The organism is Peribacillus sp. NPDC060253 (assembly GCF_042727425.1).
Taxonomy (GTDB): Bacteria; Bacillota; Bacilli; order Bacillales; family DSM-1321; genus Peribacillus.
Map to the genome: position 1 here is coordinate 1 of NZ_JBHXAS010000065.1, position 20924 is coordinate 20924.

Annotated in this window: 25 protein-coding genes and 2 pseudogenes; 5 read left to right on the forward strand and 22 right to left on the reverse strand. The window is 35.1% G+C overall.

What is annotated here, in order from left to right; genetic code table 11:
- The first annotated feature begins 423 nt into the window (after positions 1-423).
- Positions 424-849: a CotD family spore coat protein gene (locus ACFWE9_RS16655; protein ID WP_377357768.1), complete on the forward strand. Its 426-nt coding sequence runs from the start codon at positions 424-426 to the stop codon at positions 847-849.
- A 129-nt stretch (positions 850-978) separates the two neighbouring features.
- Here the strand turns inward: ACFWE9_RS16655 and ACFWE9_RS16660 are convergent, their stop codons facing one another.
- The 5 genes and pseudogenes from ACFWE9_RS16660 to ACFWE9_RS16680 all read right to left on the reverse strand — a co-directional run bounded on the left by ACFWE9_RS16660 (position 979) and on the right by ACFWE9_RS16680 (position 5439).
- Positions 979-1857 (reverse strand): YitT family protein, encoded by an 879-nt coding sequence (locus tag ACFWE9_RS16660; protein WP_230159635.1) that lies wholly within the window; start codon positions 1855-1857, stop codon positions 979-981.
- 1484 nt (positions 1858-3341) lie between these two features.
- Positions 3342-3803, reverse strand: coding sequence for a GNAT family N-acetyltransferase (locus tag ACFWE9_RS16665; protein ID WP_230159544.1), 462 nt, complete (start codon positions 3801-3803; stop codon positions 3342-3344).
- 498 nt (positions 3804-4301) lie between these two features.
- On the reverse strand, positions 4302-4874 hold the full coding sequence (locus ACFWE9_RS16670) for a cupin domain-containing protein (RefSeq protein WP_230159543.1): 573 nt from the start codon (positions 4872-4874) through the stop codon (positions 4302-4304).
- Between the two features lie 112 nt (positions 4875-4986).
- Positions 4987-5127 (reverse strand): annotated as a pseudogene (locus ACFWE9_RS16675) (peptidoglycan-binding domain-containing protein); the annotation flags it as partial.
- Positions 5128-5142: 15 nt separating this feature from the next.
- Complete coding sequence (locus ACFWE9_RS16680; RefSeq protein ID WP_377357771.1) at positions 5143-5439, reverse strand: peptidoglycan-binding domain-containing protein; 297 nt, start codon at positions 5437-5439, stop codon at positions 5143-5145.
- A 405-nt stretch (positions 5440-5844) separates the two neighbouring features.
- On the opposite strand from ACFWE9_RS16680, the gene ACFWE9_RS16685 reads away from it, so the two are divergent.
- The gene (locus ACFWE9_RS16685) at positions 5845-6090 is read left to right on the forward strand and encodes a hypothetical protein (protein WP_230159541.1); all 246 of its coding nucleotides are present in this window, start codon (positions 5845-5847) and stop codon (positions 6088-6090) included.
- 93 nt (positions 6091-6183) lie between these two features.
- On the opposite strand, the gene ACFWE9_RS16690 is transcribed toward ACFWE9_RS16685, so the two are convergent.
- The 3 genes from ACFWE9_RS16690 to ACFWE9_RS16700 form a co-directional block, all read right to left on the reverse strand.
- Complete coding sequence (locus ACFWE9_RS16690; protein WP_377357773.1) at positions 6184-6552, reverse strand: hypothetical protein; 369 nt, start codon at positions 6550-6552, stop codon at positions 6184-6186.
- 124 nt (positions 6553-6676) lie between these two features.
- Positions 6677-6913 (reverse strand): hypothetical protein, encoded by a 237-nt coding sequence (locus ACFWE9_RS16695; RefSeq protein WP_377357775.1) that lies wholly within the window; start codon positions 6911-6913, stop codon positions 6677-6679.
- Positions 6914-7032: 119 nt separating this feature from the next.
- Positions 7033-7299, reverse strand: coding sequence for a hypothetical protein (locus ACFWE9_RS16700; RefSeq protein WP_377357777.1), 267 nt, complete (start codon positions 7297-7299; stop codon positions 7033-7035).
- A 259-nt stretch (positions 7300-7558) separates the two neighbouring features.
- Here ACFWE9_RS16700 and ACFWE9_RS16705 point away from each other — a divergent pair, with 259 nt between their 5' ends.
- Entirely contained in the window at positions 7559-8023 is a 465-nt protein-coding gene (locus ACFWE9_RS16705) for a hypothetical protein (RefSeq protein WP_230159538.1), read from the forward strand.
- A gap of 318 nt (positions 8024-8341) precedes the next feature.
- Here ACFWE9_RS16705 and ACFWE9_RS16710 read toward each other — a convergent pair whose 3' ends face one another.
- The 4 genes from ACFWE9_RS16710 to ACFWE9_RS16725 all read right to left on the reverse strand — a co-directional run bounded on the left by ACFWE9_RS16710 (position 8342) and on the right by ACFWE9_RS16725 (position 12455).
- A complete protein-coding gene (locus ACFWE9_RS16710) occupies positions 8342-9430 on the reverse strand; it encodes a Ger(x)C family spore germination protein (protein WP_377357779.1) in 1089 nt (362 codons plus the stop codon).
- On the reverse strand, positions 9427-10512 hold the full coding sequence (locus tag ACFWE9_RS16715; RefSeq protein WP_377357781.1) for a GerAB/ArcD/ProY family transporter: 1086 nt from the start codon (positions 10510-10512) through the stop codon (positions 9427-9429). Before ACFWE9_RS16715 ends, ACFWE9_RS16710 begins: the two co-directional genes overlap by 4 nt.
- 21 nt (positions 10513-10533) lie before the next feature.
- Positions 10534-12009: a spore germination protein gene (locus ACFWE9_RS16720; protein WP_377357794.1), complete on the reverse strand. Its 1476-nt coding sequence runs from the start codon at positions 12007-12009 to the stop codon at positions 10534-10536.
- A gap of 182 nt (positions 12010-12191) precedes the next feature.
- Positions 12192-12455 carry a YolD-like family protein gene (locus ACFWE9_RS16725; protein WP_377357795.1) on the reverse strand — a complete coding sequence of 88 codons (264 nt, stop codon included), beginning with the start codon at positions 12453-12455 and terminating at the stop codon, positions 12192-12194.
- An 8-nt stretch (positions 12456-12463) separates the two neighbouring features.
- On the opposite strand from ACFWE9_RS16725, the pseudogene ACFWE9_RS16730 reads away from it, so the two are divergent.
- Together ACFWE9_RS16730 and ACFWE9_RS16735 are read left to right on the forward strand one after the other, a co-directional pair.
- Positions 12464-13156, forward strand: a pseudogene (locus ACFWE9_RS16730) (site-specific integrase); the annotation flags it as partial.
- A 365-nt stretch (positions 13157-13521) separates the two neighbouring features.
- On the forward strand, positions 13522-13677 hold the full coding sequence (locus ACFWE9_RS16735) for a hypothetical protein (RefSeq protein ID WP_230159535.1): 156 nt from the start codon (positions 13522-13524) through the stop codon (positions 13675-13677).
- A 258-nt stretch (positions 13678-13935) separates the two neighbouring features.
- Here ACFWE9_RS16735 and ACFWE9_RS16740 read toward each other — a convergent pair whose 3' ends face one another.
- The 10 genes from ACFWE9_RS16740 to ACFWE9_RS16785 all read right to left on the reverse strand — a co-directional run bounded on the left by ACFWE9_RS16740 (position 13936) and on the right by ACFWE9_RS16785 (position 20923).
- The gene (locus tag ACFWE9_RS16740) at positions 13936-14181 is read right to left on the reverse strand and encodes a hypothetical protein (protein WP_377357783.1); all 246 of its coding nucleotides are present in this window, start codon (positions 14179-14181) and stop codon (positions 13936-13938) included.
- A 129-nt stretch (positions 14182-14310) separates the two neighbouring features.
- Positions 14311-14628: an HNH endonuclease signature motif containing protein gene (locus tag ACFWE9_RS16745; RefSeq protein ID WP_230159533.1), complete on the reverse strand. Its 318-nt coding sequence runs from the start codon at positions 14626-14628 to the stop codon at positions 14311-14313.
- Positions 14629-14668: 40 nt separating this feature from the next.
- Positions 14669-15373 (reverse strand): hypothetical protein, encoded by a 705-nt coding sequence (locus ACFWE9_RS16750; protein WP_377357785.1) that lies wholly within the window; start codon positions 15371-15373, stop codon positions 14669-14671.
- Positions 15334-15690 carry a GIY-YIG nuclease family protein gene (locus tag ACFWE9_RS16755; RefSeq protein ID WP_377357787.1) on the reverse strand — a complete coding sequence of 119 codons (357 nt, stop codon included), beginning with the start codon at positions 15688-15690 and terminating at the stop codon, positions 15334-15336. The genes ACFWE9_RS16750 and ACFWE9_RS16755 overlap by 40 nt, the downstream gene beginning before the upstream one ends.
- Before the next feature lie 381 nt (positions 15691-16071).
- Positions 16072-16242 carry a hypothetical protein gene (locus tag ACFWE9_RS16760; RefSeq protein ID WP_161804942.1) on the reverse strand — a complete coding sequence of 57 codons (171 nt, stop codon included), beginning with the start codon at positions 16240-16242 and terminating at the stop codon, positions 16072-16074.
- A 79-nt stretch (positions 16243-16321) separates the two neighbouring features.
- The gene (locus ACFWE9_RS16765) at positions 16322-16603 is read right to left on the reverse strand and encodes a hypothetical protein (protein WP_230159531.1); all 282 of its coding nucleotides are present in this window, start codon (positions 16601-16603) and stop codon (positions 16322-16324) included.
- A complete protein-coding gene (locus ACFWE9_RS16770; protein ID WP_230159530.1) occupies positions 16551-17147 on the reverse strand; it encodes a hypothetical protein in 597 nt (198 codons plus the stop codon). The genes ACFWE9_RS16765 and ACFWE9_RS16770 overlap by 53 nt, the downstream gene beginning before the upstream one ends.
- A 534-nt stretch (positions 17148-17681) precedes the next feature.
- Positions 17682-19016 carry a type I glutamate--ammonia ligase gene (gene glnA, locus ACFWE9_RS16775; protein WP_230159529.1) on the reverse strand — a complete coding sequence of 445 codons (1335 nt, stop codon included), beginning with the start codon at positions 19014-19016 and terminating at the stop codon, positions 17682-17684.
- A gap of 38 nt (positions 19017-19054) precedes the next feature.
- Positions 19055-19459 (reverse strand): MerR family transcriptional regulator, encoded by a 405-nt coding sequence (locus ACFWE9_RS16780; protein ID WP_230159528.1) that lies wholly within the window; start codon positions 19457-19459, stop codon positions 19055-19057.
- Between the two features lie 195 nt (positions 19460-19654).
- Positions 19655-20923 (reverse strand): methionine gamma-lyase family protein, encoded by a 1269-nt coding sequence (locus tag ACFWE9_RS16785; protein ID WP_377357791.1) that lies wholly within the window; start codon positions 20921-20923, stop codon positions 19655-19657.
- Position 20924 lies beyond the last annotated feature (1 nt).

Sequence of the window (20924 nt, forward strand, 5' to 3'; positions counted from 1 at the left end):
CTTCTATATATTTTTTTCATTATGTTAATTACTACTTCAACGTCCTTCTAAATAAACCTTCATCTTCAACCAACTTGCCAGTTAGCCATCTTTGAAGCGCAAAAATCAGCGCTTTACCACATGAAAATTAGTTCTATGTCGATAATGTTTTAGTGGCTGGTGAAGAAGGTCGTTGAACTATAGTGCCTTTGAGCATTCTCTATCTCTGTATGTCTAGGTTGTTTATACATAATAAAAAGCCGCCCATAGGGACGACTATTGTATTGCTATTTAATTTTCACTCTGCACGGTTATGTTTACTTAAATTAACAGAAAGTGTTCTATGCCTATTCTTGTCTTAAAAAGCTTTTTCATTAGTACAAACCTACCCTTTTTTCATAAACTACAAGGGTAACGAAAACTTAATGAAGGGACGTATTATAAATGTATTTTCGTAATAGTGGAGGAAATAACCCCCATGTAATGGGAGCATCCAACAATGTAATGGGAGCATACGGAAACGTACCCGGAGTAATGGGTGCATCAACCGGTAAACACTCCAACGTAATGGGAGCCTATAGTCCAATGGCTGTGTCTCCAGTGCAATATTACCCAACTCAAACTCTGCCTACTCAAGTTGCTCCAGCACAAGTCTCTCCAACACAGCAATATGTTAATACGAATGTATCGAACACAGTGATTCCTGTCGTTCATCCATCACATACTACAACTGTCAATAAACATGTGAACACGTTTAAGCATTACTTTCCGCATACTCAATCCGTAGTTAACGAATGCTATACTCAAAACCTGATTTGTGGAAAGCCGCCGCATAACCCATGCTGTCCTCCTAGGAATTTTGGATATTAATATTGTATAAGGGCTTATTAGGGCTTATTAGCCCTTATCTTCATACTTACGATAATCCCGCACAGTTTGTTCCAGTGGTGACATAACAAAAATCAACCTCAAAATGTTAGCTCTGTTAAAAAGTTTTCATTAATGAATATCTCTCTTTTTGAACCGTCCACCACGTACTTCCGCGATATTTGCAATTGCTAAGAAAGATGAAGCGTCGATCTCTTCAACAATTGTAGTTAACTTAGATTCTTCAAGTCTGGTAATTATACAGAAAATAACCTTCTTGTCCTCTCCAGAATAGGCACCTTCACCATGCAAGTATGTCACACCTCGTCCTAAGCGATTATTGATTGCATCACCTATCTCTCTTGCTTCATCGCTAATTATCCACACTGACTTTGTTTCTTCCATTCCAGTAATAACAATGTCAATGGCTTTAGCAGCTATTACATAAGCTAAGATTGAATACATAGCTCTATCCCATGTGTATACGAATCCAGCAGAACCAAGTATAAATAGATTGATGAACATAACAATTTCGCCAACAGAAAAAGGAACTTTTTTACTTATTACAATCGAAAGTATTTCTGTCCCATCAAGCGCACCACCGTTACGAATTACTATTCCTACACCTACACCTAAGAATATGCCCCCAAAAATTGTAGCAAGAAGGATATCCTCAGTGAAGGGTGGAATAGGATGGAAATATGTCGCAAAAATGGATAGCATTATAATCCCATATATAGTAGATATAGCAAAAGTTTTCCCAAACTGTTTATATCCCAGATATACAAATGGTAGATTCAATAGAAAAAGAAAGATTCCTAGTTTTATACCAGTAATATGAGAAAGCATAATTGAAATACCTGTAATGCCACCATCAATTACATGATTGGGAATTAAAAAGATTTCCAATCCCGTGGCCATTAGCAAAGCACCAATTGTAATAAGAATGGTCCGTTGGATAATTATCAAATTAGATAACTTTCTATGCTGCTTTTTTAGTGCTTCCGTCAGAAAAATCACACCTTTTATTCATTTATTACTATTATATCCTAATATCAATTTAGGAAAAATAACTTTTAATAATAGATGTTCTAATCTACCGCAAGGCTTGTTCCTATTTTGCGGGTACCTTCACTAATATTGACTGTTTATCTAGGATGTTTTTACATAACAAAAGCTGCCCGCTGTTTGTGAATGGCTTTTATACTTCTGATGGAGCTTCTAGTGTTTATCCTTCTTCAATCAGCATTCCTTAATATGGTGAAGGAACATCTTTTAGTTTTTTCATGTTGTTTTCAATCATATAACGGTAGAAATTAAGTTATTTTTTAATAAACTACCTGATTTAAACGATGCATTTATATTATAATAAACACCAGCATCTTCTAAAGCAGGAGTTACATTCTCCCTCACAATAATCCCAGACCCAACTTCCACTTGCTCCAATCCATTTACTGGAATATCTCCTTCTTTCTTAAATAAAAAAAACCCTCAACACCAATGGTGTCAAGGGTTTCCAAGCTAATTTCGGTATTAATACATTGACATATATTGTTCGCGTTCCCATGGGTGAACTTGAGTGCGGAACATACTTCTTAGCATGATCAGTTATCCTAAAACATCACAAATGCCTGTTTAAAAGCTTTTTCAAAAATAGATTCTGCATGAGCAAGAGTACAATATCATGAATTGGTGGGCAAAATAAACCCATCATTGAATATTAAAACAAATAAGGATGACCTGTGTAAGTTAGTGTCGATAACACTCTCCCTTAGGGAATAAAGGGAGTACATAAATCAACCTAACCAAAATTGATAGTCCTTTTGTTTTTAGTGATTTAACCAAGAAAAAGCTGATGCTTATTTTATCAATGGATCTAGGAACTTGGGAAACCGCAGATACATTAAGACTTAGAAACACCGCTTCTAAATTACAGAATAATCTAATAGGAAATCACAAAAATATTCATCAACCCCTTGGATTAAATCATCAAAAGAGTATGTTCCATGAGTGAATTTCTTTTCACTTCTTAAGTTGATCCCTTAAATTCTCTCATCTAAACGGAAAAAGACTAAAGAAAAAGGCGAGCTTTTCAGTTCACCTTTACAATCTACTTTTTCTTCTTTAATTTTCTACAACTGTTTTTACAATTTTCACAATAATAAATACCACTATAACAAGAATAATGATATCAATTACACCATTTACTATACTAATATTTTTCAATGTCATCTACTCCTTAAAATGCGTATTAAATGTACCAGTTTTAGTAGCAACTTGCACATAAGCATCAGTATAAGTGTAAACGACACCTACTCCAGTATATTTAACTATTTTATCCATATTCCAAGTCTTTTGTGTTTTCGTAGTACTAGAAGTTCCAGCATTATAGACCCAGTCCTCTATCACGAATTGTACCCATCAGAAAAACCCCTCCTTTACATCCATTATTCCCTATGGAAATAACGCGCCCGTTAGTTCCATAAGACACATAGTTATTTTATAGGAAGAAACCACACATCTTCTTCTCCATATACATCTCCTGTGGGAAGAAAGCCAAAACGTTTATATAATTCACGAGCAATTTCGTTCTCTTTAAATACGGTTAGACGAATTTCTTTACAAATGCTAAACCTATTTGTTATCCAATGAACCATCTCAGACAGTGCCGCCCTACCATATCCTTTACCCTGATAACTCTCATCAATTATGAAGCCGTTAATCCAATACATATTCGTCGTATTTTCATCGTAAGCATGCATGATAAAACCGACCATCATCTCTTTGTCATAAATGGCAAAGGGCAAATAAACTATGTTATCCCCGTCTGGTTTAATATAAACTTTGGCAAGTGATACGGCTACTGGGGGTGCAAATTTACATTGCTGTTTCTTAACTTTTAGTGCTAATGCCTCTACCCAATTTTCTCTCGTAACACATTTCAATTGTACTTTCATAAACTTCACCTCCAATCATAATCTGACATTACCTCTTTATTAAATTCACTACTGACACTGAAATACCTTGTTCAACTAAACTGCCCCTTTAGTTCATTAAGAAATTCAACAACACCTTTAACAGAGCTTCAACAAAAAAAATAGCCCCTACTCAATACGAGTAAGGGCTTTTCAATGTATCACAGTCAAAAACAAGGTGTAAACTTATGGTATCCAGATTATTCGTTTGTATTCATCGTACATAAAAACCCCCCTCTCGATTAAGGAGAAGGGGTCAGTGATGATTTTGTTTCAACGATTATAAAAAGTGTATTCGTTTGATTACATTTTATTCTTCTCAAAACAAAAAAAGCCCCACTACGAGACGGGCTTTTTACGATTGAGGGGTCCTGTGGAGATAGTACCTTAATAATCTTTTCTCCATTCGTTTTCAAATTATTCACCCTACGAAATAATAAGGGTTAGCCAATCTGATAAAATCCTATCTTATGCTTTTACTCAACCGTTGCCTTCTTCCGCGGCCAATGCATCTGCCTTGGTAACATGAACAGTACCAAATGGATGATGAGGAGGAGCATATATCGAGTAAAGTTTTAGAGGAATATTACCTGTATTGGTTACATTATGCCATGTGCCAGCAGGTATCATTATTGCATAATCATCATAGACGTCTTTTACAAAGTTTAAATTATCCTTTCTATTGCCCATTTGAACAAACCCTTGACCTTGTTCAATACGTAAAAACTGGTCAACGTTAGGGTGAATTTCTAAGCCAATATCTTCACCAACTTTTAGACTCATCAATGTAACTTGCAAATGTTTTCCTGTCCATAAAGCGGTACGATAGTTATTGTTTTGCTTCGTAGCCTCATTTATATTTACTACAAATGGTTTTGGTCCATAATCTTTTAACTCAATATTATTTCTTCCGTTTGATGATTGTAAAAAACCCAGTTGGTTAGCATCATTAACACCCCGATAATCAGGATTTCTTACATAGTTATACATTGGTACATTAACATAATAAGGATATTGATATTGATAGGGATGTATATAAGGAACATAGTACATTTTTCTCAACCCTTCACAGTTTATAAGATTATCCTATGCACTTGTTAAGTGAACGTACTTTAAACAGCGTTTTAAATAAAAAAGCCCTTATTCATTGAGTAAGGACTTTTGATTATGCTACAAACAATTTAGTAAAAGTTGCTTTACCTGCCTTCTTATCGGCAATTATCCTTTTAGCTTTCTGGAATTTAGATAATGCCGACTCGGTACCTTTTCCGAATATCGATTCAAGTGATCCAAGTTTAAATCCTTCTGTATAAAGTGCAGCCTATAGAATCCAAGTGAGATTACCTTTTGCACCTTTTTCGACAGTGACAATGACAGCCTTCGTCTTCGCTCCCCATTTACCATCCACAACAAGCTTTTTATTGAACTGCTTATTAAGTTCAGTTTGTAGTGCTTTGATTAGTGCTGATTTGGTTTTTGGCCCATTGAATCCATCAGTAACAAGACCTGCTTTATATCGGCTATTTAAGTTTTTTTGAATGGATACAATAGTAGCATCACTTTTGTTCTTAGATGGTTCTTTACTAACTTCAGAAGCAATCTCCGTCTTAGAAGGCACTGTAACAACAGTTTCATTTTCGGTCTTGAAGTTTAAAGAAAGACTTGGCTTTTTAAGGTATTCTTGCTTAATTTTCTTAATGCCCTTTCCATATGAAGGACTTTCATTTCTTTCTCTCGATCATTATCATACAGCTTAGGAAAGATATTTATCGTTATCCCTTTCTCATTAAGCTCCTGTTTGTTTAATTGTTGAATTGTTGAATCTTTAGCGCTCTAAATAATTTAAGTTCTTTCACAACGATAGAACGAATTTGCTTTTCATCAACATCCGGAAAGAAGGATAATTGGTTACTCATTCATTCTCCCCTCCATGGTATAATATGTACTCCGATACAATCACCATTGCCAGGAGAAATCCTGGTTATTATGTTATAAAATACTTCATAAAAGTAAGGGGCACAAAATGAAAACAATAGAAATTTCACTTTCCTATGACTGGTCCATATTTATTCATCGGACTTATACGTTATATAAACACCAAACGGACCCAAACCAATACGTTATATTAGATAATGATTTTGATCAGGTTATGGCATTTAGAGTGGATGAAGGTTCATTTGAAGTTCTAAGTTGTCGTTATGACGCGAAACATAGAATCGAACTTCCAGGAAAAGTTGTTTACCTAAAACATTATCCTGACGAGGAGTAGGTTAATTGAAACAGCATCCGCTAAGGTTGCATCAATGCTGGGAGCAATCCTAGCTATTTTTTTCACTTTAAGCAGTAGCCCAGTGCAGAATTATTAATGTTTTACTAAATCCTCATCCATTTCGATTTGGTCATTTGGTATATTTTCCGTACCGTCTGGATTTACGCTATCTTCCACACTCTCATGTGGCTCTTCATAGAATTCCTCGATGCTCATCTGAGAAGGTTGAAGAGTAATAGATACATTAGCCCCAGCATGAGAATATAATTTATTAACTTTTCCATCCACATCGCGCTTGATATGAAACTTCAGGACAGTTTTCTTATTATCGCGTTGGATAGATATAAATTCAGCTCCAATTTCCCCAGCACCACTTTCTTCCACATTCAGCTTTGTTATCGATCCAGGCATTTTTAATAACTCATTTGCATGCGGTAATTCATCCCCTTGAGCATGACACATAAGAACTTCCTTTTTGTCATCCTTTTGGATTTTCTTAAATAATATATTACTTTCAATTTAGCTGTTGTCATGTTATTGGCTCCCTTTATATTCAGATTGAATTTAAAGTTTTGTTTCCCTTTATTTATATAGCGTTTCTAGCCCTAGAAAGCCTTTCAGCTGCTCTTTCCTTTTGTTCATCTGTATAGACCCGTTCTTTTTTCATGCTGACTTGTTTTTCTGTCAAAATTCCCTTAACAGCTATCGGTCTATCATCCTCGGATTCTATGACGAATATCTCTGTTAAATTAGAGAGTTTTCGAATGTGTTTAGGAACAGTAGAGTAAACAGTCCACTCGCGTGTACTGTTGTCAAAAAACAATGAAGTCTCTTGTTCATCTCGGGAATACCCCTTACTTGCCAACCACCCTTTTATTTGGCCCTATTGTATTTAAATTGGTGAAGCTCTTTCATGACTTTTTTATGTTTGGCCTTTAAATCTTAATGGGCCTTTTTAAGTTCCTCATGGGTCTGGACAGGTACCGATAACCTAGCCGCCTTTGAATTTGCCACACTGTAATTTGAATTAATTTTCTTAATGGTTTCTTTCTGGCTTTTAACCTTATTGGCTGTTTGAATATATGATCTTTGAATTTCATCGAACAATGGTTTTAACCGTTTAGTTGTCACCGTCTTTTGACTGTTCACAATACTTCTAAGCTCGGATAGTTCTTTGATGCCTCTACTCCTAACTTCAATTTCCCTCATATAGTATAACTAACTGCTAACGTGATTTCGGTACGCCCTACCAAGTTAGAAAAGTCTTTTATAAAAACCTGGCTGATTTCCATGGCTTGTCAAAGTAATTCAATTTAGCATCATTCTTATGCCATAATAGTTTTGTTTGTTTTTAAATCCATTTAACGATTCTAAGAGAAAATGAAATTTTTAGCATTTTACCAGATTGTTTGTACTAATATCCTTTTTCCCTTAATAAACTTAATAAAATCTAGTTAGGAGGGATGCAATGTTTAATAAATCCTCGAATAAAAAACATAATAGTGATAAGCCAATTATTTGTACAACCAATGGCGCTACTTACCAAAAGTACCACTCATATAAGAAATCGTATGAAAGAGAAGTATTTGTCATTAAAGATTATGGTGAAGATCGCGGTGTTACTCATAAAAGTGTTGCGTTATTTGAAGCTGTTAAAGATCAGTTTGACCGTTTTAAAATTGCAAAAATCTTTAAAGAAATTAATAACGCCAATATTTTGGTCGATAGTGATCTTATTCTTATAGACAAAAAAGGAAATGAACTACACCTTTCTGGTTGTAGTTGTGGTTACTCTGGAACAGGTCCCCATGGCACATTAGAAATTTTGAATAAAGCTGGATTCGAGATAGATAGACGGTTTTTATTTTGTTCAAAAGGATTCACTCTTTTTCATCCAAATGAAGAAAAAGAACTTTATGGCGAACGGTTATAAGTTTCCGTGAATATTTTTTGGGAACCTCATTTGTATGCCAGCATATATTTTGAATATTAAACCTTTGTGCAAACTCCTTTTTTTCCCTGAGTGACTATTTGTCAGAGAATAGTTACTTTTTTTTATGTCATGGTTTATTCGAACTGTGCCGCAAATGTCTTAATTATTTTTTTTATTTCGACTAAGTTTCTCGTTACCACGTTTAAAGTTGCCCGTAATTTTAGCGAGCAATAGTTGTATCTCAGTTACATTCTCTTCAACTTCTTTGATTCTTCTTATCAGACGTTCGGCTTCTCTATCCTTTATGACTTTAATTTCTTACTCCACCACACCAGATTCCAAAATTTCAACTTTAGCCTCCACATTTATCGGGATAGAAGTATAAATTTCATCCCATTTTTTCTTATCCCAGCTTCTTGTCCTTGTTCGTACTTGTTCGCCAACCCCTAGAGGGTCAACATGTAGTTTTTGAAAATTTCGCACTAAATCTTCCGAGCGTCCCTTCACATATTTTGACATTTTATCTTCTATAATTTTAATCATTTTAGGATTTATTTCTTTACCGGTATATTCTCGTAACATTGCCTTTATCTCGAGTTTGATCGTTATTGGAGTATCTGTCATCGGCTTTGAAATCTTGTAAGACCTTTTTGTTATTATATTATTGACGGAAGCAAATTCTTTCCCCTCAATTTTTGTAGAGAAACCCTCCTTATTTGTTGTATCTTCAAATAACATTTTGAAAATAACATTTTCACGGCTCTTAGTCTGATACACGTATTCCCCTTTACTATTAAACATGGCATTCCCTTTAATAATAACTTTCCCATCCAATGCTTTAATGATAGGTAAAAATGGATCCATTCCTTCTGAATAATACGCATACAAAAAAAGATGGAGGTTATTTTTAGGAAGCATACCCGATTCTATATTTTGTTCAATTGTTTTAGATAAATAAATTCCTTTATCTATGTTGCCAAACTGCTGGCTTAACACATCCTTCGTACTTCCTTCGACAATGCCGAGATTCAAAGTAGTTCCAATTGAAGGGTCCCTGAGTAATGTATCAATTAGATGGAATATCCCTTGCTTTGCAAGCTTTTTTTCATATAATACCACCTCTAATTTTCCGCTGTAGATAGGTCTTTCAGATTGCTGATTCATCTCATCTCGGACGTCTTTACTAAGTGATGATTTCGAACTAAAGGTAACATTTTTAATGGTTTTATCAGGATAATACATCGGTGTCACAGCAATAGCTTTGAAATGAGTCTCATCTACATAATCATATCCTATGGCTGTAGCCATATTTATTTCATCGAGCACTTTGCTATCTACCCCCATACAACTTGAGAGAATACTAATTGAAAGAAGTATTAAGGCCAATTTCTTGAATAAAATTCTCATTTTTTAATCTTCCTCTTTTTTGAAATGACAGTAGATAAACAAACTAGAAATAAGACATAAGGAATTTCCATAATCAATCCTATATTTGCAACGTAATCCGTAATTTGATTAATCATTTTCCTACCTTTAATTAGATTTGTTATCACAACCAATAATATTAATAAAAGAGCATAAATTTTTTTCTGCTCTATATTAAAGTATTGTGAAATCCCTCTTGCAGAAACCCATATATAGAGACATACACTAGGAACTAAAACTAAGACCCATGTAGCGATACCTATGTACTCAAACCGTTCAACAAAAGGCATTTTTACAATGCCCCAAAAGGACAAAGTTGCCCAAATATATCTACTGATTTGGCCTTCACTGTAAAACCCTATCGTCAAAATAGTTATGAACAAATAAACTAAAACAGTAGTGAGATTTCCTAGTTGCGCCCACTTTTGTGAACTTTTTCGATTCTTAATCAATGGATAATACATCATTAAAGTGGACACGCCTAAATAGCTATATGACATTTGCTTAGATGCAAGGGCTAAGTCTTGAAAAGAATGATTCCATATTGGTAATAGGTTGCGAAAATGAGTATACTCTAGTGGGAAATAAAAAGTTAGAATTAAATAAGAAGGTATACAGATCCCTAAAAAACAAATACCGGTGACTACTCTAAATCCTCCTAAAACCACATAATAAATTAATAAAGCAAATATGGAGGTCACTAACCATGTGTTTATTTGAGGGAAGACCCATGATTGAACTATTTCAAGATAGGATCTTAAAACAGAAATACCTACCATCAGCCAATAAAGTATCCAGATGATATTTAGTAAACCGCCAAGCCACTTACCAAATAGGCGTTTCTGTATGCCTATAAGATCCATATCGTGACAATTTAATACTTTGTACATACCCCAAATGCCAAATGAATATATTATTCCGCTTATAATGACAGCTATCCAAGCATCATTGCCAGCAGATTGAATGATTATCCTCTGATATCCCAGAATCCCTACGCCTATCTGGATTTTAATGATTAAAAAAAAGACAAGAAATGTTGAGATTTGATCACTCTTAGCGGCCATGTATTAAACCTCCATTTTCACTTAGTCCTTAGAATCTTCCTTGGGTTCTAATCGGATAGTGTCTTCCGTCTGAACTTCAATTGGACGTTTAGCCTGAAGAAAAAATGGTAAACGAATCAGGGCATCTCGCATATCATAAATCCTTGGCGGATAAATTGGTTCAAGAAATGGCCTCCCTAAGGAAGTAAGCCTCAATAAATGTACAAGCAAAAAACAAAAACTGATTGATATACCTATTAATCCTATAAAATAAGCCATGAGAAGAAGAGGAAATCGAATTAGGCGAATGGTATTACCCATTTGATAAACAGGTGTAGTAAAAGAACCAAGAGCCGACAATGCAACAAGAATTAATAATACATTACTTGTTAGCCCTGCTTCAACAGATGCCGTTCCAATTACAATACCGCCTACGATACCTATTGTCTGACCTACTTTAGTCGGCAGTCTAGCTCCAGCCTCACGAAGAAGTTCAATGACTAATTCCAAGATTAATGCTTCTAAAATCGGTGGAAATGGAATTCCGCTACGTGAAATCACAAGTGTACTGACTAAATCCTTTGGGATTAACTCATAATGATAGGTGAGAACTGCGACATATATAGGTGTCACTAAGATGGAAAACAATACAGCAAAAAAACGAATAAGGCGAAAGAATGAGGCAATTGTCCAGTTGAGAAAATAATCTTCGAATGCCGCAAAGTATTCTACGAAAGTGGAAGGACCAAGTAAACCATGCGGAGCCCCGTCGACTAAAATCACCACTTTTCCTTCTCCAAGGACTGCAGCCAATCGATCTGGCCGTTCTGTATCGATAAATTGAGGAAACGGAGAATGCTTATTATCTTCAATCATTTGTGAAATATAGGAGCTATCAATTATTTGATTAACCTTTAAATCAGTAATGCGCTGAATCACTGTTTCTACATTCTCTCTATTTGCAATTCCTTCTATATGGATCACAGCCACTCTTGTTTTAGACAACTTACCAACAATTATTTCTTCAACAGCAAGTTCTGCAATTGGAAGCCGTTTTCGGATTAAATATAAATTCGTATCGAGTGATTCGACCAGTGCTTCTTTCGGACCGACAACACTGAACTCTACCTCTGGCAGTGTAACTTGCCTCGAAGTGTTATTTGCTGCTTTAACTAAAACTGCTTGATGAGATTGATTATTAAATGTAATAGATATAAACCCCATCAACAGTTGATTTTGGAGTTCAACAGGATTTTTCGTAAAAACAAGCCCTTCTATTGGCAACTTGTGTACGAGCCCTTCTAGAGTTGAAGAATTTGTATGTAAAAAAGGAAGGAGATCTCTATGCAATATATCTTTATCAATTAACGTATCGAAAAAAGATACACAGTATACTTCATTTTCAAAATCGAGTGTAAAGCTTGTAAAGTCCTTTGACTTTTGCAGATGTTTGAGTACATCAGAGAAGTCTGTAGATTTTTGAATTTTTTGCTTTTTAAATAATGAATATCTTTTCAGTAGACTTCACTCCTTTGATTTTAAGATATGCATATTATTAATAAATTGAAGGGTTTTATGCAGGAAAAACCCAGAGTATCTTGTTGATATGATAATAACATTTTCAACTAAACTGACCTGTTAGTTCATAGCCCTAAAGCATAAAATAGCCCCTACTCAAAGTGAGTAAGGGCTTTTTTATTTTAATCCTCCACAGTTACACCAATAATCTCATCAAACCGGATTTTCTCAAAGGACCTATCTCTCATCTGAATGCTTAACTCTTTCGTGACAGGATGAATGTACACACAATAACCATGCAATTCTTGTGGATTTCCCTCGTTATGTAATCTAAATCTTATCGGTAAATGATATTCCATTGCATAATGAATGTTGTTTTCAAACTCTTCAACCTGATATTCATCTAGGATAGGTTTTTTATTTAAGAAATAATCAACCTCCCCTATATTTAATGAATCCTTGCTCTGGAGTTACGATTAAAGGTGAACATAAAAACAGTGAACTAAAGTTTATCGATTCGGAAAATATTTCTAGCTTTTTAAAAGCAGACTATGAATATGGATATATTTACTGGATATTTTATAAAGTCCTTATTGAAACCGGTCTACGTAATGGTGAAGCAGCCGCCTTACAATGGAAAGACATTGACCTAAAAGAAAAAACAATTAATATTAATAAATCTCTTGATTTTCAAGAAGCAAGTAAGGATCAAAGTAAAATCTTTGGCGATGTTAAAACTTATCATTCAAAACGTGTAATCACAATAAGTCAGTCCCTTACAAATGATTTACTTTTTCACAAGTAGTATCAAAACCAAAACAAATTGGCATTACAAGAAGATTACTATCATGAACTTAATTTAGTATTATGCAGAAATGATGGTAACTACATGCCAAAATCAAGCCTTTTTAATTCATTTGCTCGTATCCTAAAAAAAGCAGAGCTTCCCTCTTTGCCTATTCACTCTACTCGACATACGCATGCAGTATTACAGTTAGAGGCTGGCGCAAGCATGAAATACATTCAAGAGCGTTTAGGTCATGGCAGTATGCAAATCACAGCAGATGTATACTCACATATTAGTAAAAAAATTGAACATGACACAATGGATAAATTCGAGGAGCATATGAAAAATGTCCTTGAATAATTTTTTTGATTTTTTTCGGGCATTTATCGGGCAGTTGATAACTTCATTAGATTTTATGAATGAATGCCCGAAATAGAAAAAACCCCCGACACCAGAGGTGCCAAGGGTTTGAGATATTAATACATAGACATATATTGTTCGCGTTCCCATGGGTGAACTTGTGTTCTAAACATACTTCTTAGCATTACTAGAAATCATAAAACATCACAAATGCCTGTTTAATAGCATTTTCGAAAAAACATTAAAATATATTTATTCATTACTAAGGCATTTCTATAAATAAAAGGTAATTAAAGTGTTCAGGAAGGTAATTAAGGGAATAATAGTACTCGATTTAATTAAATAAACTGAAAAGAGTAAAATGTATGATCATAAATTTAAAGGTATACTTACATGCAAAAGAAACTAATTTCTTGCAAAGTGGCACCTTCTCTGTCTCAGCCTATGACTTCAAGAAAGACCCAGACTGGACAGCTGCAGTTGTGGCATATGGATCCAACAGATTAAAAGTAACTTTGTAGCTCGTAAGGATTTTCGATTAAATCAAGTTGTTTATAACGATGATAATGATATTACGGAGTTAGTTAAGAAGGTTATTACTATAATTTAGGATGATTTGCATTTGAAAACAAAAATTAGCCCTACTCAAAATAAGTAAGGCTGTTTTGATTTCTTTCTGATGTATCAGTATAAATCACTGACTTCTGGTCCGTCATTATCCTTCTCATCATCTTTGGTTATATCTTTTACATTAAACATTTCAAATTTAATAGATTTTTCTAGAGATATAATGTTTTTGTGAGCTTATTTAATTCATTTATGGCAGGATTTGCTTTAGTGAATTCCTGATTTCCATTAATAGTTGTTGTCATCACGCCGCCTTTGTTGATTGTGATTTGAATCTTTCTAATTTGTTTAACAATCGCTAAATACCGCATTACCTTATCAACTTCTATCAGATCGTCTTGATCAATACGGTTCATCAATTGGTTTTCCAAATCTGAAATTTTTACAACTCTACTCACAAAAACACCCCCCCTCTTTTTTTTACCCAGCTATTATAACGGTGGTTTTTTGGATTTTTTTTGGACGGCAGAGGCCCCTGTCCAGTCCCAAACAAAAAATATTTAGCAAAGATTTTTAGGTGGGGGGTATTACCAGCGTTCATTGTTCCATTTCTTTTCTTTTTTAACGAATCCAAAACGGTTATGTCTTTTATTATGATGATACCTGCACAACGTTCGCAATGAATCTAAATCATGAGCTTTTTCTGGATGAATCTCAATTTCAAATATATGGTCTACTTCAAGTGTTGCATGGTCTCTGGTAGTGACCTTCCCTTCTTCACGACACATAACACATTCATATCCATCCCTTCTTAATGCTTGTTCTCTCAGTCCGTTATTACCACGCCAAGCATTGCTTTTGTAAAAGTCTCTTTGTTGTTCTCTAGTTGTGTATTCGGATACCACGACATCATCTCCAAAAAAATAACACCCTAAAGTTAGGATGCTAAATAATATAAGATAATACTTTGAATGGTTTTATTTTTCCTCTGTTCCCCTCTAATGAAGTAACTATGTTTGGCTCATTACGATTAAGTATTTTACACACTTGGGGTCTAGAAAATCTTAACAGCTTCGATATTTGCACACTATTTTTACCCATCGTTTGCAATGTTTTAATAATAGAGTACTGTTTTCTCAAACTTCGATTTATACAATTAAGTCTACACCTATCATCATGAATAGTTTTATTCTTGTTTACTATTCTAATAGCATTCCTTTGATGTAATTCTAAGGCTTCTCCAATTTCTCTATACGTGCAACCATTACGATACATTGACATTACTTTCTTAGCATTTCTAAACTGATGAATAGTATGACGATTTTTAATGTAATAATTATATTGAGGTAGAATGTGACTGAATGAATTTATATTGGATATATGGTTTATCTTATCTATTCCAACATTAGTCAACTCGGCAATTTCCTTAATATTCACATCATTATAAAGCATAGTTTTTATATCTTTAACTACATCAACAGCAATAGTACTTTTAGCTTCAGACAGATAAATTAACATCTCAGGATTTTCTTTAAATCTATTCTTATTTGATTCCGATATTTTTCTTTTTACATCGTCAGTGAAATTTACTAGGTTTGGTTTTCTTTTACTTATATTGACCTTTCTGTTGTTGTCATACTTATTAAACAATGTAACTGCATATGTCGCATTGTAGCCTTTATCCGAATACTCACTTTTTTTTCCTCAATCCAGTATCTTTCACGTACATTTAGTTCTTCAGTACAGCAATATTCCAATACTTCAAAAACAAATAATTTTTCACCAAATTTATTAAAGGCTCTTTGCAAATAGTTATTGTAATGCTTATTATCTTTCAAACTTCTAAAGTGTTGAGATCTTCTATATAACAAATTATTAGTTTGACCGATATAAACCTTATTATTTTTTAAATTGAGAATTTGATAAATCCCACTTTTTTTTCTACTTTTAACTATGTTATTATTCAATTACAATCAGCTCCAAATCAGTTGGTTTTCACGCTCTAGGATGTTCCAGCATCGCTAGGGCTTTTATAATTTAATTATACCAATTTTAGGTAGATTGGTTTGGTTAATCTCTTCTTCCTAAACGCTTTCTGTCTTATCAATTCCCATTCACTGCTACGATAGAACTTCTTCTTCTGCGTCTCAGTCTTATACTCTGCCAATTACCTCCCTAAATAAATATCTAATCGCGTTACCAACTAGAAGTCTAAACGTTTAGATTTGTTCAAATGATGGGGAATAATACAATATAAAAACGCCTATCATTTGATAGACGTTTTGAAAAAACTCAATTAGAAATTCTTCGTTATCTCTAGAACTCCCTAGGGTAGTTATTTTTTCTCATTAAATGTTTTTGATTTTACTAAGAATATAAATTTGTAGTCCTAAAACAAGACCAATTAAAACAGTTATAATGAAAAATGGTCCAACATCTTCGCTAAAAGCAGTTAATAATAGGAAAAATATTGCCACACTTATAACTACACCTAGCACTAAATTCAAGAAAAGTTTCATTGTTACACTCCTTACCACACGATTCCGCTTAATTATAACTAATATCTATAATAATCAAATAGATTAATAGACATAGCCTTTAATACTTAAATGTTATCATAGGAACATTTGCGTTGCTTTTCTTTATGTTTCCTCCGACAGAAACTTGTCCTGTTGAAAGTGTAATCGTCCCTGTTAGGCCAACTGTAACATGTGTATAATACCCATAAGCGTTGGCACTGACATCGTTTTTATTACCTTTTTTCACTTGGTAAGATAGGTAGCCATTATGGTTCTTAGGTGCTGCATTTGATCCAATTGCCTTTATATCAAATTTCTTTGCCCAACCTGCTGCACTTGGAGTTGATGAGATAGCTTCCATCTGTATACTTATAAACAAACTTATCCGTACCAGATACCTTTACAGCTGATGTTGAATGAGTTATAGCTAGGACATCTTTTAATCCCACATTAGGACTCTTTAGCCATTTAAATGAATTTTTCAATAATGTATTTCCATTTGACAATTTAGAAGATGTTAAAGTTAAACTTATCCAACTTGTCTTTTCTGTCTTAGTAGCCCTCATAACTTTATCATGGAAAAGTCCTTGGGTAGCTTGTTCCTCTGTAACAGGAATGATATCTACTTGTCCATCTTGTTGTTCTGTAACTTGAAAGAATTCAGTAGATTCTCCTGTTAATTCGCCATCAATATTTGCAAATGCCTCATACTCTTCTTCAGTCATACTATCAATTTCTTCTTCACTAAAACCTAAGTTTTTTAATGAATCTTTCTCTTCATCTGACAAATAAATTGGTGTTGAACCTTCATCATTTGATTCTGCTTTTGAATTAGTTGGCAAGACTAAAAATAGTAAAAAAACCAGTGCAAACATACCTAAAACTTTACTCACTTTGTAAAACATTGAAAATTTACCCTTAATTCCCTATATTGGATAAAAACACAAGTTTAACAATACCATTCATCTTATGTTTCCGCAACTAATTACCTATTACAATGTAATATTTTATACATTTTAACGGTTAAATGTGAATTATTCCTCATTCTAAAAGAAAAAGCACCCAATTGAATGAGTGCCTTAATTCCTTTATAAGTGTATTTGCTCAAGCTTGATAATGTGTAATGTTTACTTCTCCCACTTTTACAATAATGCTAGGAGAAAGACTAAACCTAACCATCCACGGATTTTAAAAGATGTGCAGGAACGTAGGACATAAAACCATTCAAACAACAGCAGATGTATATGCTCACGTGTCAAAAAAACTCGAAGAAAAAAGTGTGGACGGATATTCAAAATACATGGATTATGCCCAGTTGAATATGAAATAGGTTGAAATGTGGTCAAAATGTGGTCAGCCAGCCAGTTCCCTTTCATTTTATAAAAATAAAAAAAGCCTTGGCAACTGAGAAACTCAGTAATACCAAGGCTTTAAAGCTATTAATACATAGACATATATTGTTCGCGTTCCCATGGGTGAACTTGTGTACGGAACATATCCCATTCGATTTCTTTTGCTTCGATGAAGTGTTCAAGCAAGTGCTCACCTAGCGCTTCTTTGATTACTTCATCAGCTTTTAATGTTTCCAAAGCAGCAAATAAAGTAGCTGGCAGGTCAACGATACCTACTTCTTCACGCTCTTCTTTATTCATAACATAGATGTTGCGGTCAACTGGCGCTGGAGGAGTCAGGTCGTTTTTGATACCGTTAAGACCGGCTTTCAATATTACAGCAAGTGCCAAGTATGGGTTTGCTGCTGGATCGACACTACGTACCTCTACGCGAGTACTCACTCCACGTGAAGCTGGGATACGAATTAATGGGCTACGGTTTTTAGCAGACCAAGCAACATAACAAGGAGCTTCGTAACCAGGTACTAGACGTTTGTATGAGTTAACAGTTGGGTTTGTTACCGCTGTGAAGCTTGGAGCATGCTTAATGATCCCTGCGATAAATTGCTCAGCTGTTTTACTTAATTCCAATTTGCCTTGTTTATCATAAAATGCGTTTTCGTTTCCTTTGAATAAAGAAACGTTACAGTGCATACCAGATCCATTAACACCGAACAATGGTTTTGGCATGAATGTTGCGTGTAAACCATGTTTACGAGCAATCGTTTTAACAACTAATTTAAATGTTTGGATGTTATCACATGCTGAGATCGCATCGGCATATTTAAAGTCAATTTCATGTTGTCCTGGAGCTACTTCATGGTGGGATGCTTCAATTTCAAATCCCATTTCTTCAAGCTCAAGAACGATATCACGACGGCAGTTTTCTCCCAAGTCAGTTGGCGCAAGGTCAAAGTATCCGCCTTTATCATTCAATTCTAGAGTAGGCTCTCCGTTTGCGTCCAGTTTGAATAGGAAAAATTCCGGTTCAGGTCCAAGATTGAAATCTGTGAAGCCCATTTCTCTTGCTTCAGCAAGAACACGTTTTAGGTTAGCACGGGGATCCCCATCAAAAGGTGTTCCATCCGTATTGTAAATGTCGCAAATTAGACGTGCAACTTTACCTTTTTCGGAAGTCCAAGGGAAGATGACCCATGTATTTAAATCTGGATATAGATACATATCAGACTCTTCGATACGTACGAAACCTTCAATGGAAGATCCGTCAAACATCATTTTATTATCAAGTGCTTTTTCCAATTGACTGACTGGGATCTCAACGTTTTTAATCGTCCCTAAAATATCAGTGAACTGTAAACGAATGTACTTAACATTTTCTTCTTTCGCTAAGCGAGTGATGTCTTCACGTGTGAACTTTGTCAATTTCTATTCCCCCTAATATTCTTTAAAAATCATATTTTTTATTGGAAAAAACGAGACATATCCCCTTGTCGTAGAGATGTTCGATGCTTACCGCCTTGTAGAAGCTCAGCGCGCAGAAGCTTACGAAGCTCCTCGTCACTTAGGTCACGCCTTATTTTTTCCGCTTGTTCTAAATCTTGAGTCTTAGGTAAATTTTGTTCCTTTACAGTGAAAATTTTTTTTATGCCGGCCAGATTGACTCCTTGTTCGATTAAGTCTTTAATCTCAAGTAGTCGATCGATATCGTTTAAAGAAAAAACCCGACGATTTCCATCTGTTCTCATAGGAGTAATAAGTTGATGCTCTTCGTAATACCGAATTTGGCGTGCAGACAACTCAGTTAGCTGCATGACGATTCCGATGGAAAAAAGAGGCATCGAACGCCGAATGTTGTTGCCGCTCATTCTTAGCATCCTCCTTTTGTTTATCATGATATAATCTTATATCATGTTATTAAACTTGTCAATATGATGTTACATTTTATGACGTCTTTTTTTCAGAAAAGTTGAATGATTTGTAACCCAATAAATATTGCGACTATTGTTCATTGCAGAAATCCAGTTGATCTGGATTCCTATTACGGTACCGCCAAATTTCCATTACAATTGAATCAGTTTTTTATCCATAAGCGCATTCACTGCCGTCAATACAGCCATTTTAACATGGGCATACGTCAACCCGCCTTGAACGTAGGCAACATATGGAGCCCTTGTCGGACCATCTGCCGTCAACTCAATGCTTGCTCCCTGTATAAAAGTGCCCGCTGCCATGATTACATCATCTTCATAACCCGGCATATAAGCAGGATATGGTGTTACATGGGAATTGATTGGTGATGCATATTGAATGGCCTGACAGAAGGCAACCATTTTATCTCGGTCATCAAATTGGACGGATTGAATTAAATCAGTGCGCTTCGCATCCCATCGAGGGTACGTATTCATCCCGATTTTCTCTAAAAATGCGGCTGTGAACATGGCTCCTTTAACAGCTTGGCCTACGACGTGTGGCGCAAGAAAGAATCCTTGGTACATTTCCTGTAAACTATAAAGCGAAGCGCCCGCTTCAGCCCCTATTCCAGGTGATGTTAATCGATACGAGCAGGCTTCGACAAGATCTTTTTTACCGACAATGTATCCACCGGTTTTCACGATCCCGCCACCTGGGTTTTTAATCAATGAACCTGCCATTAAATCCGCCCCGACATGACATGGCTCTTGCGTTTCAACAAACTCTCCATAACAGTTGTCGACAAAGACGACAATTTCAGGATTTATTTCTTTTACAAAGGAAATCATTTCCTTGATTTCATCAATCGTGAAAGAAGGACGTGTAGCATACCCTTTTGACCGCTGTATACCGATCATCTTGGTATTTGGTTGAATGGCTTGCTTGACTGCTTTAAAATCAACGGTTCCAGCTTCCGCTAACGGAACGGCCTTATAGCTTATATTAAAATCGCGTAAAGATCCTATGCCCGAGCCCCGGATACCGACAATCTCTTCCAACGTATCATACGGCTTTCCAGTTATGTATAACAATTCATCACCTGGGCGCAATATGCCGAAAAGGGCGGTGGAAATGGCATGTGTCCCCGAAATAATCTGAGGGCGTACTAATCCAGCTTCCGCACCAAAAACATCTGCATATATCAATTCAAGCGTATCGCGTCCCGTATCATCGTATCCGTACCCTGTCGTAGGGATGAAATGTGAATCACTCACTCTATGTGCTTGATAGCTTTGTAATACCCGGAATTGATTTTCTTCAATTCGTTCATCCACTTGCTTATGTAATGGAGAAATCATTGCTTCGACTTCCTGGACAATGTTTTTTAACACTTCTCCATTTGTTAACTGCTGATACATC

Bases quoted from the DNA above. Each gene is read 5' to 3' on its own strand.
- ACFWE9_RS16705 (WP_230159538.1), top strand. From the start codon at position 7,559: ATGTTTAATAAATCCTCGAATAAAAAACATAATAGTGATAAGCCAATT.
- ACFWE9_RS16665 (WP_230159544.1), bottom strand. From the start codon at position 3,803: ATGAAAGTACAATTGAAATGTGTTACGAGAGAAAATTGGGTAGAGGCA.
- ACFWE9_RS16785 (WP_377357791.1), bottom strand. From the start codon at position 20,923: ATGTATCAGCAGTTAACAAATGGAGAAGTGTTAAAAAACATTGTCCAG.
- ACFWE9_RS16760 (WP_161804942.1), bottom strand. From the start codon at position 16,242: ATGAAACTTTTCTTGAATTTAGTGCTAGGTGTAGTTATAAGTGTGGCA.
- ACFWE9_RS16685 (WP_230159541.1), top strand. From the start codon at position 5,845: ATGAAAACAATAGAAATTTCACTTTCCTATGACTGGTCCATATTTATT.
- ACFWE9_RS16655 (WP_377357768.1), top strand. From the start codon at position 424: ATGTATTTTCGTAATAGTGGAGGAAATAACCCCCATGTAATGGGAGCA.
- ACFWE9_RS16770 (WP_230159530.1), bottom strand. From the start codon at position 17,147: ATGTTTTACAAAGTGAGTAAAGTTTTAGGTATGTTTGCACTGGTTTTT.
- ACFWE9_RS16765 (WP_230159531.1), bottom strand. From the start codon at position 16,603: ATGGAAGCTATCTCATCAACTCCAAGTGCAGCAGGTTGGGCAAAGAAA.
- ACFWE9_RS16700 (WP_377357777.1), bottom strand. From the start codon at position 7,299: ATGAGGGAAATTGAAGTTAGGAGTAGAGGCATCAAAGAACTATCCGAG.
- ACFWE9_RS16710 (WP_377357779.1), bottom strand. From the start codon at position 9,430: ATGAGAATTTTATTCAAGAAATTGGCCTTAATACTTCTTTCAATTAGT.
- ACFWE9_RS16735 (WP_230159535.1), top strand. From the start codon at position 13,522: ATGATCATAAATTTAAAGGTATACTTACATGCAAAAGAAACTAATTTC.
- ACFWE9_RS16715 (WP_377357781.1), bottom strand. From the start codon at position 10,512: ATGGCCGCTAAGAGTGATCAAATCTCAACATTTCTTGTCTTTTTTTTA.
- ACFWE9_RS16670 (WP_230159543.1), bottom strand. From the start codon at position 4,874: ATGTACTATGTTCCTTATATACATCCCTATCAATATCAATATCCTTAT.
- ACFWE9_RS16780 (WP_230159528.1), bottom strand. From the start codon at position 19,459: ATGAGCGGCAACAACATTCGGCGTTCGATGCCTCTTTTTTCCATCGGA.
- ACFWE9_RS16690 (WP_377357773.1), bottom strand. From the start codon at position 6,552: ATGTGTCATGCTCAAGGGGATGAATTACCGCATGCAAATGAGTTATTA.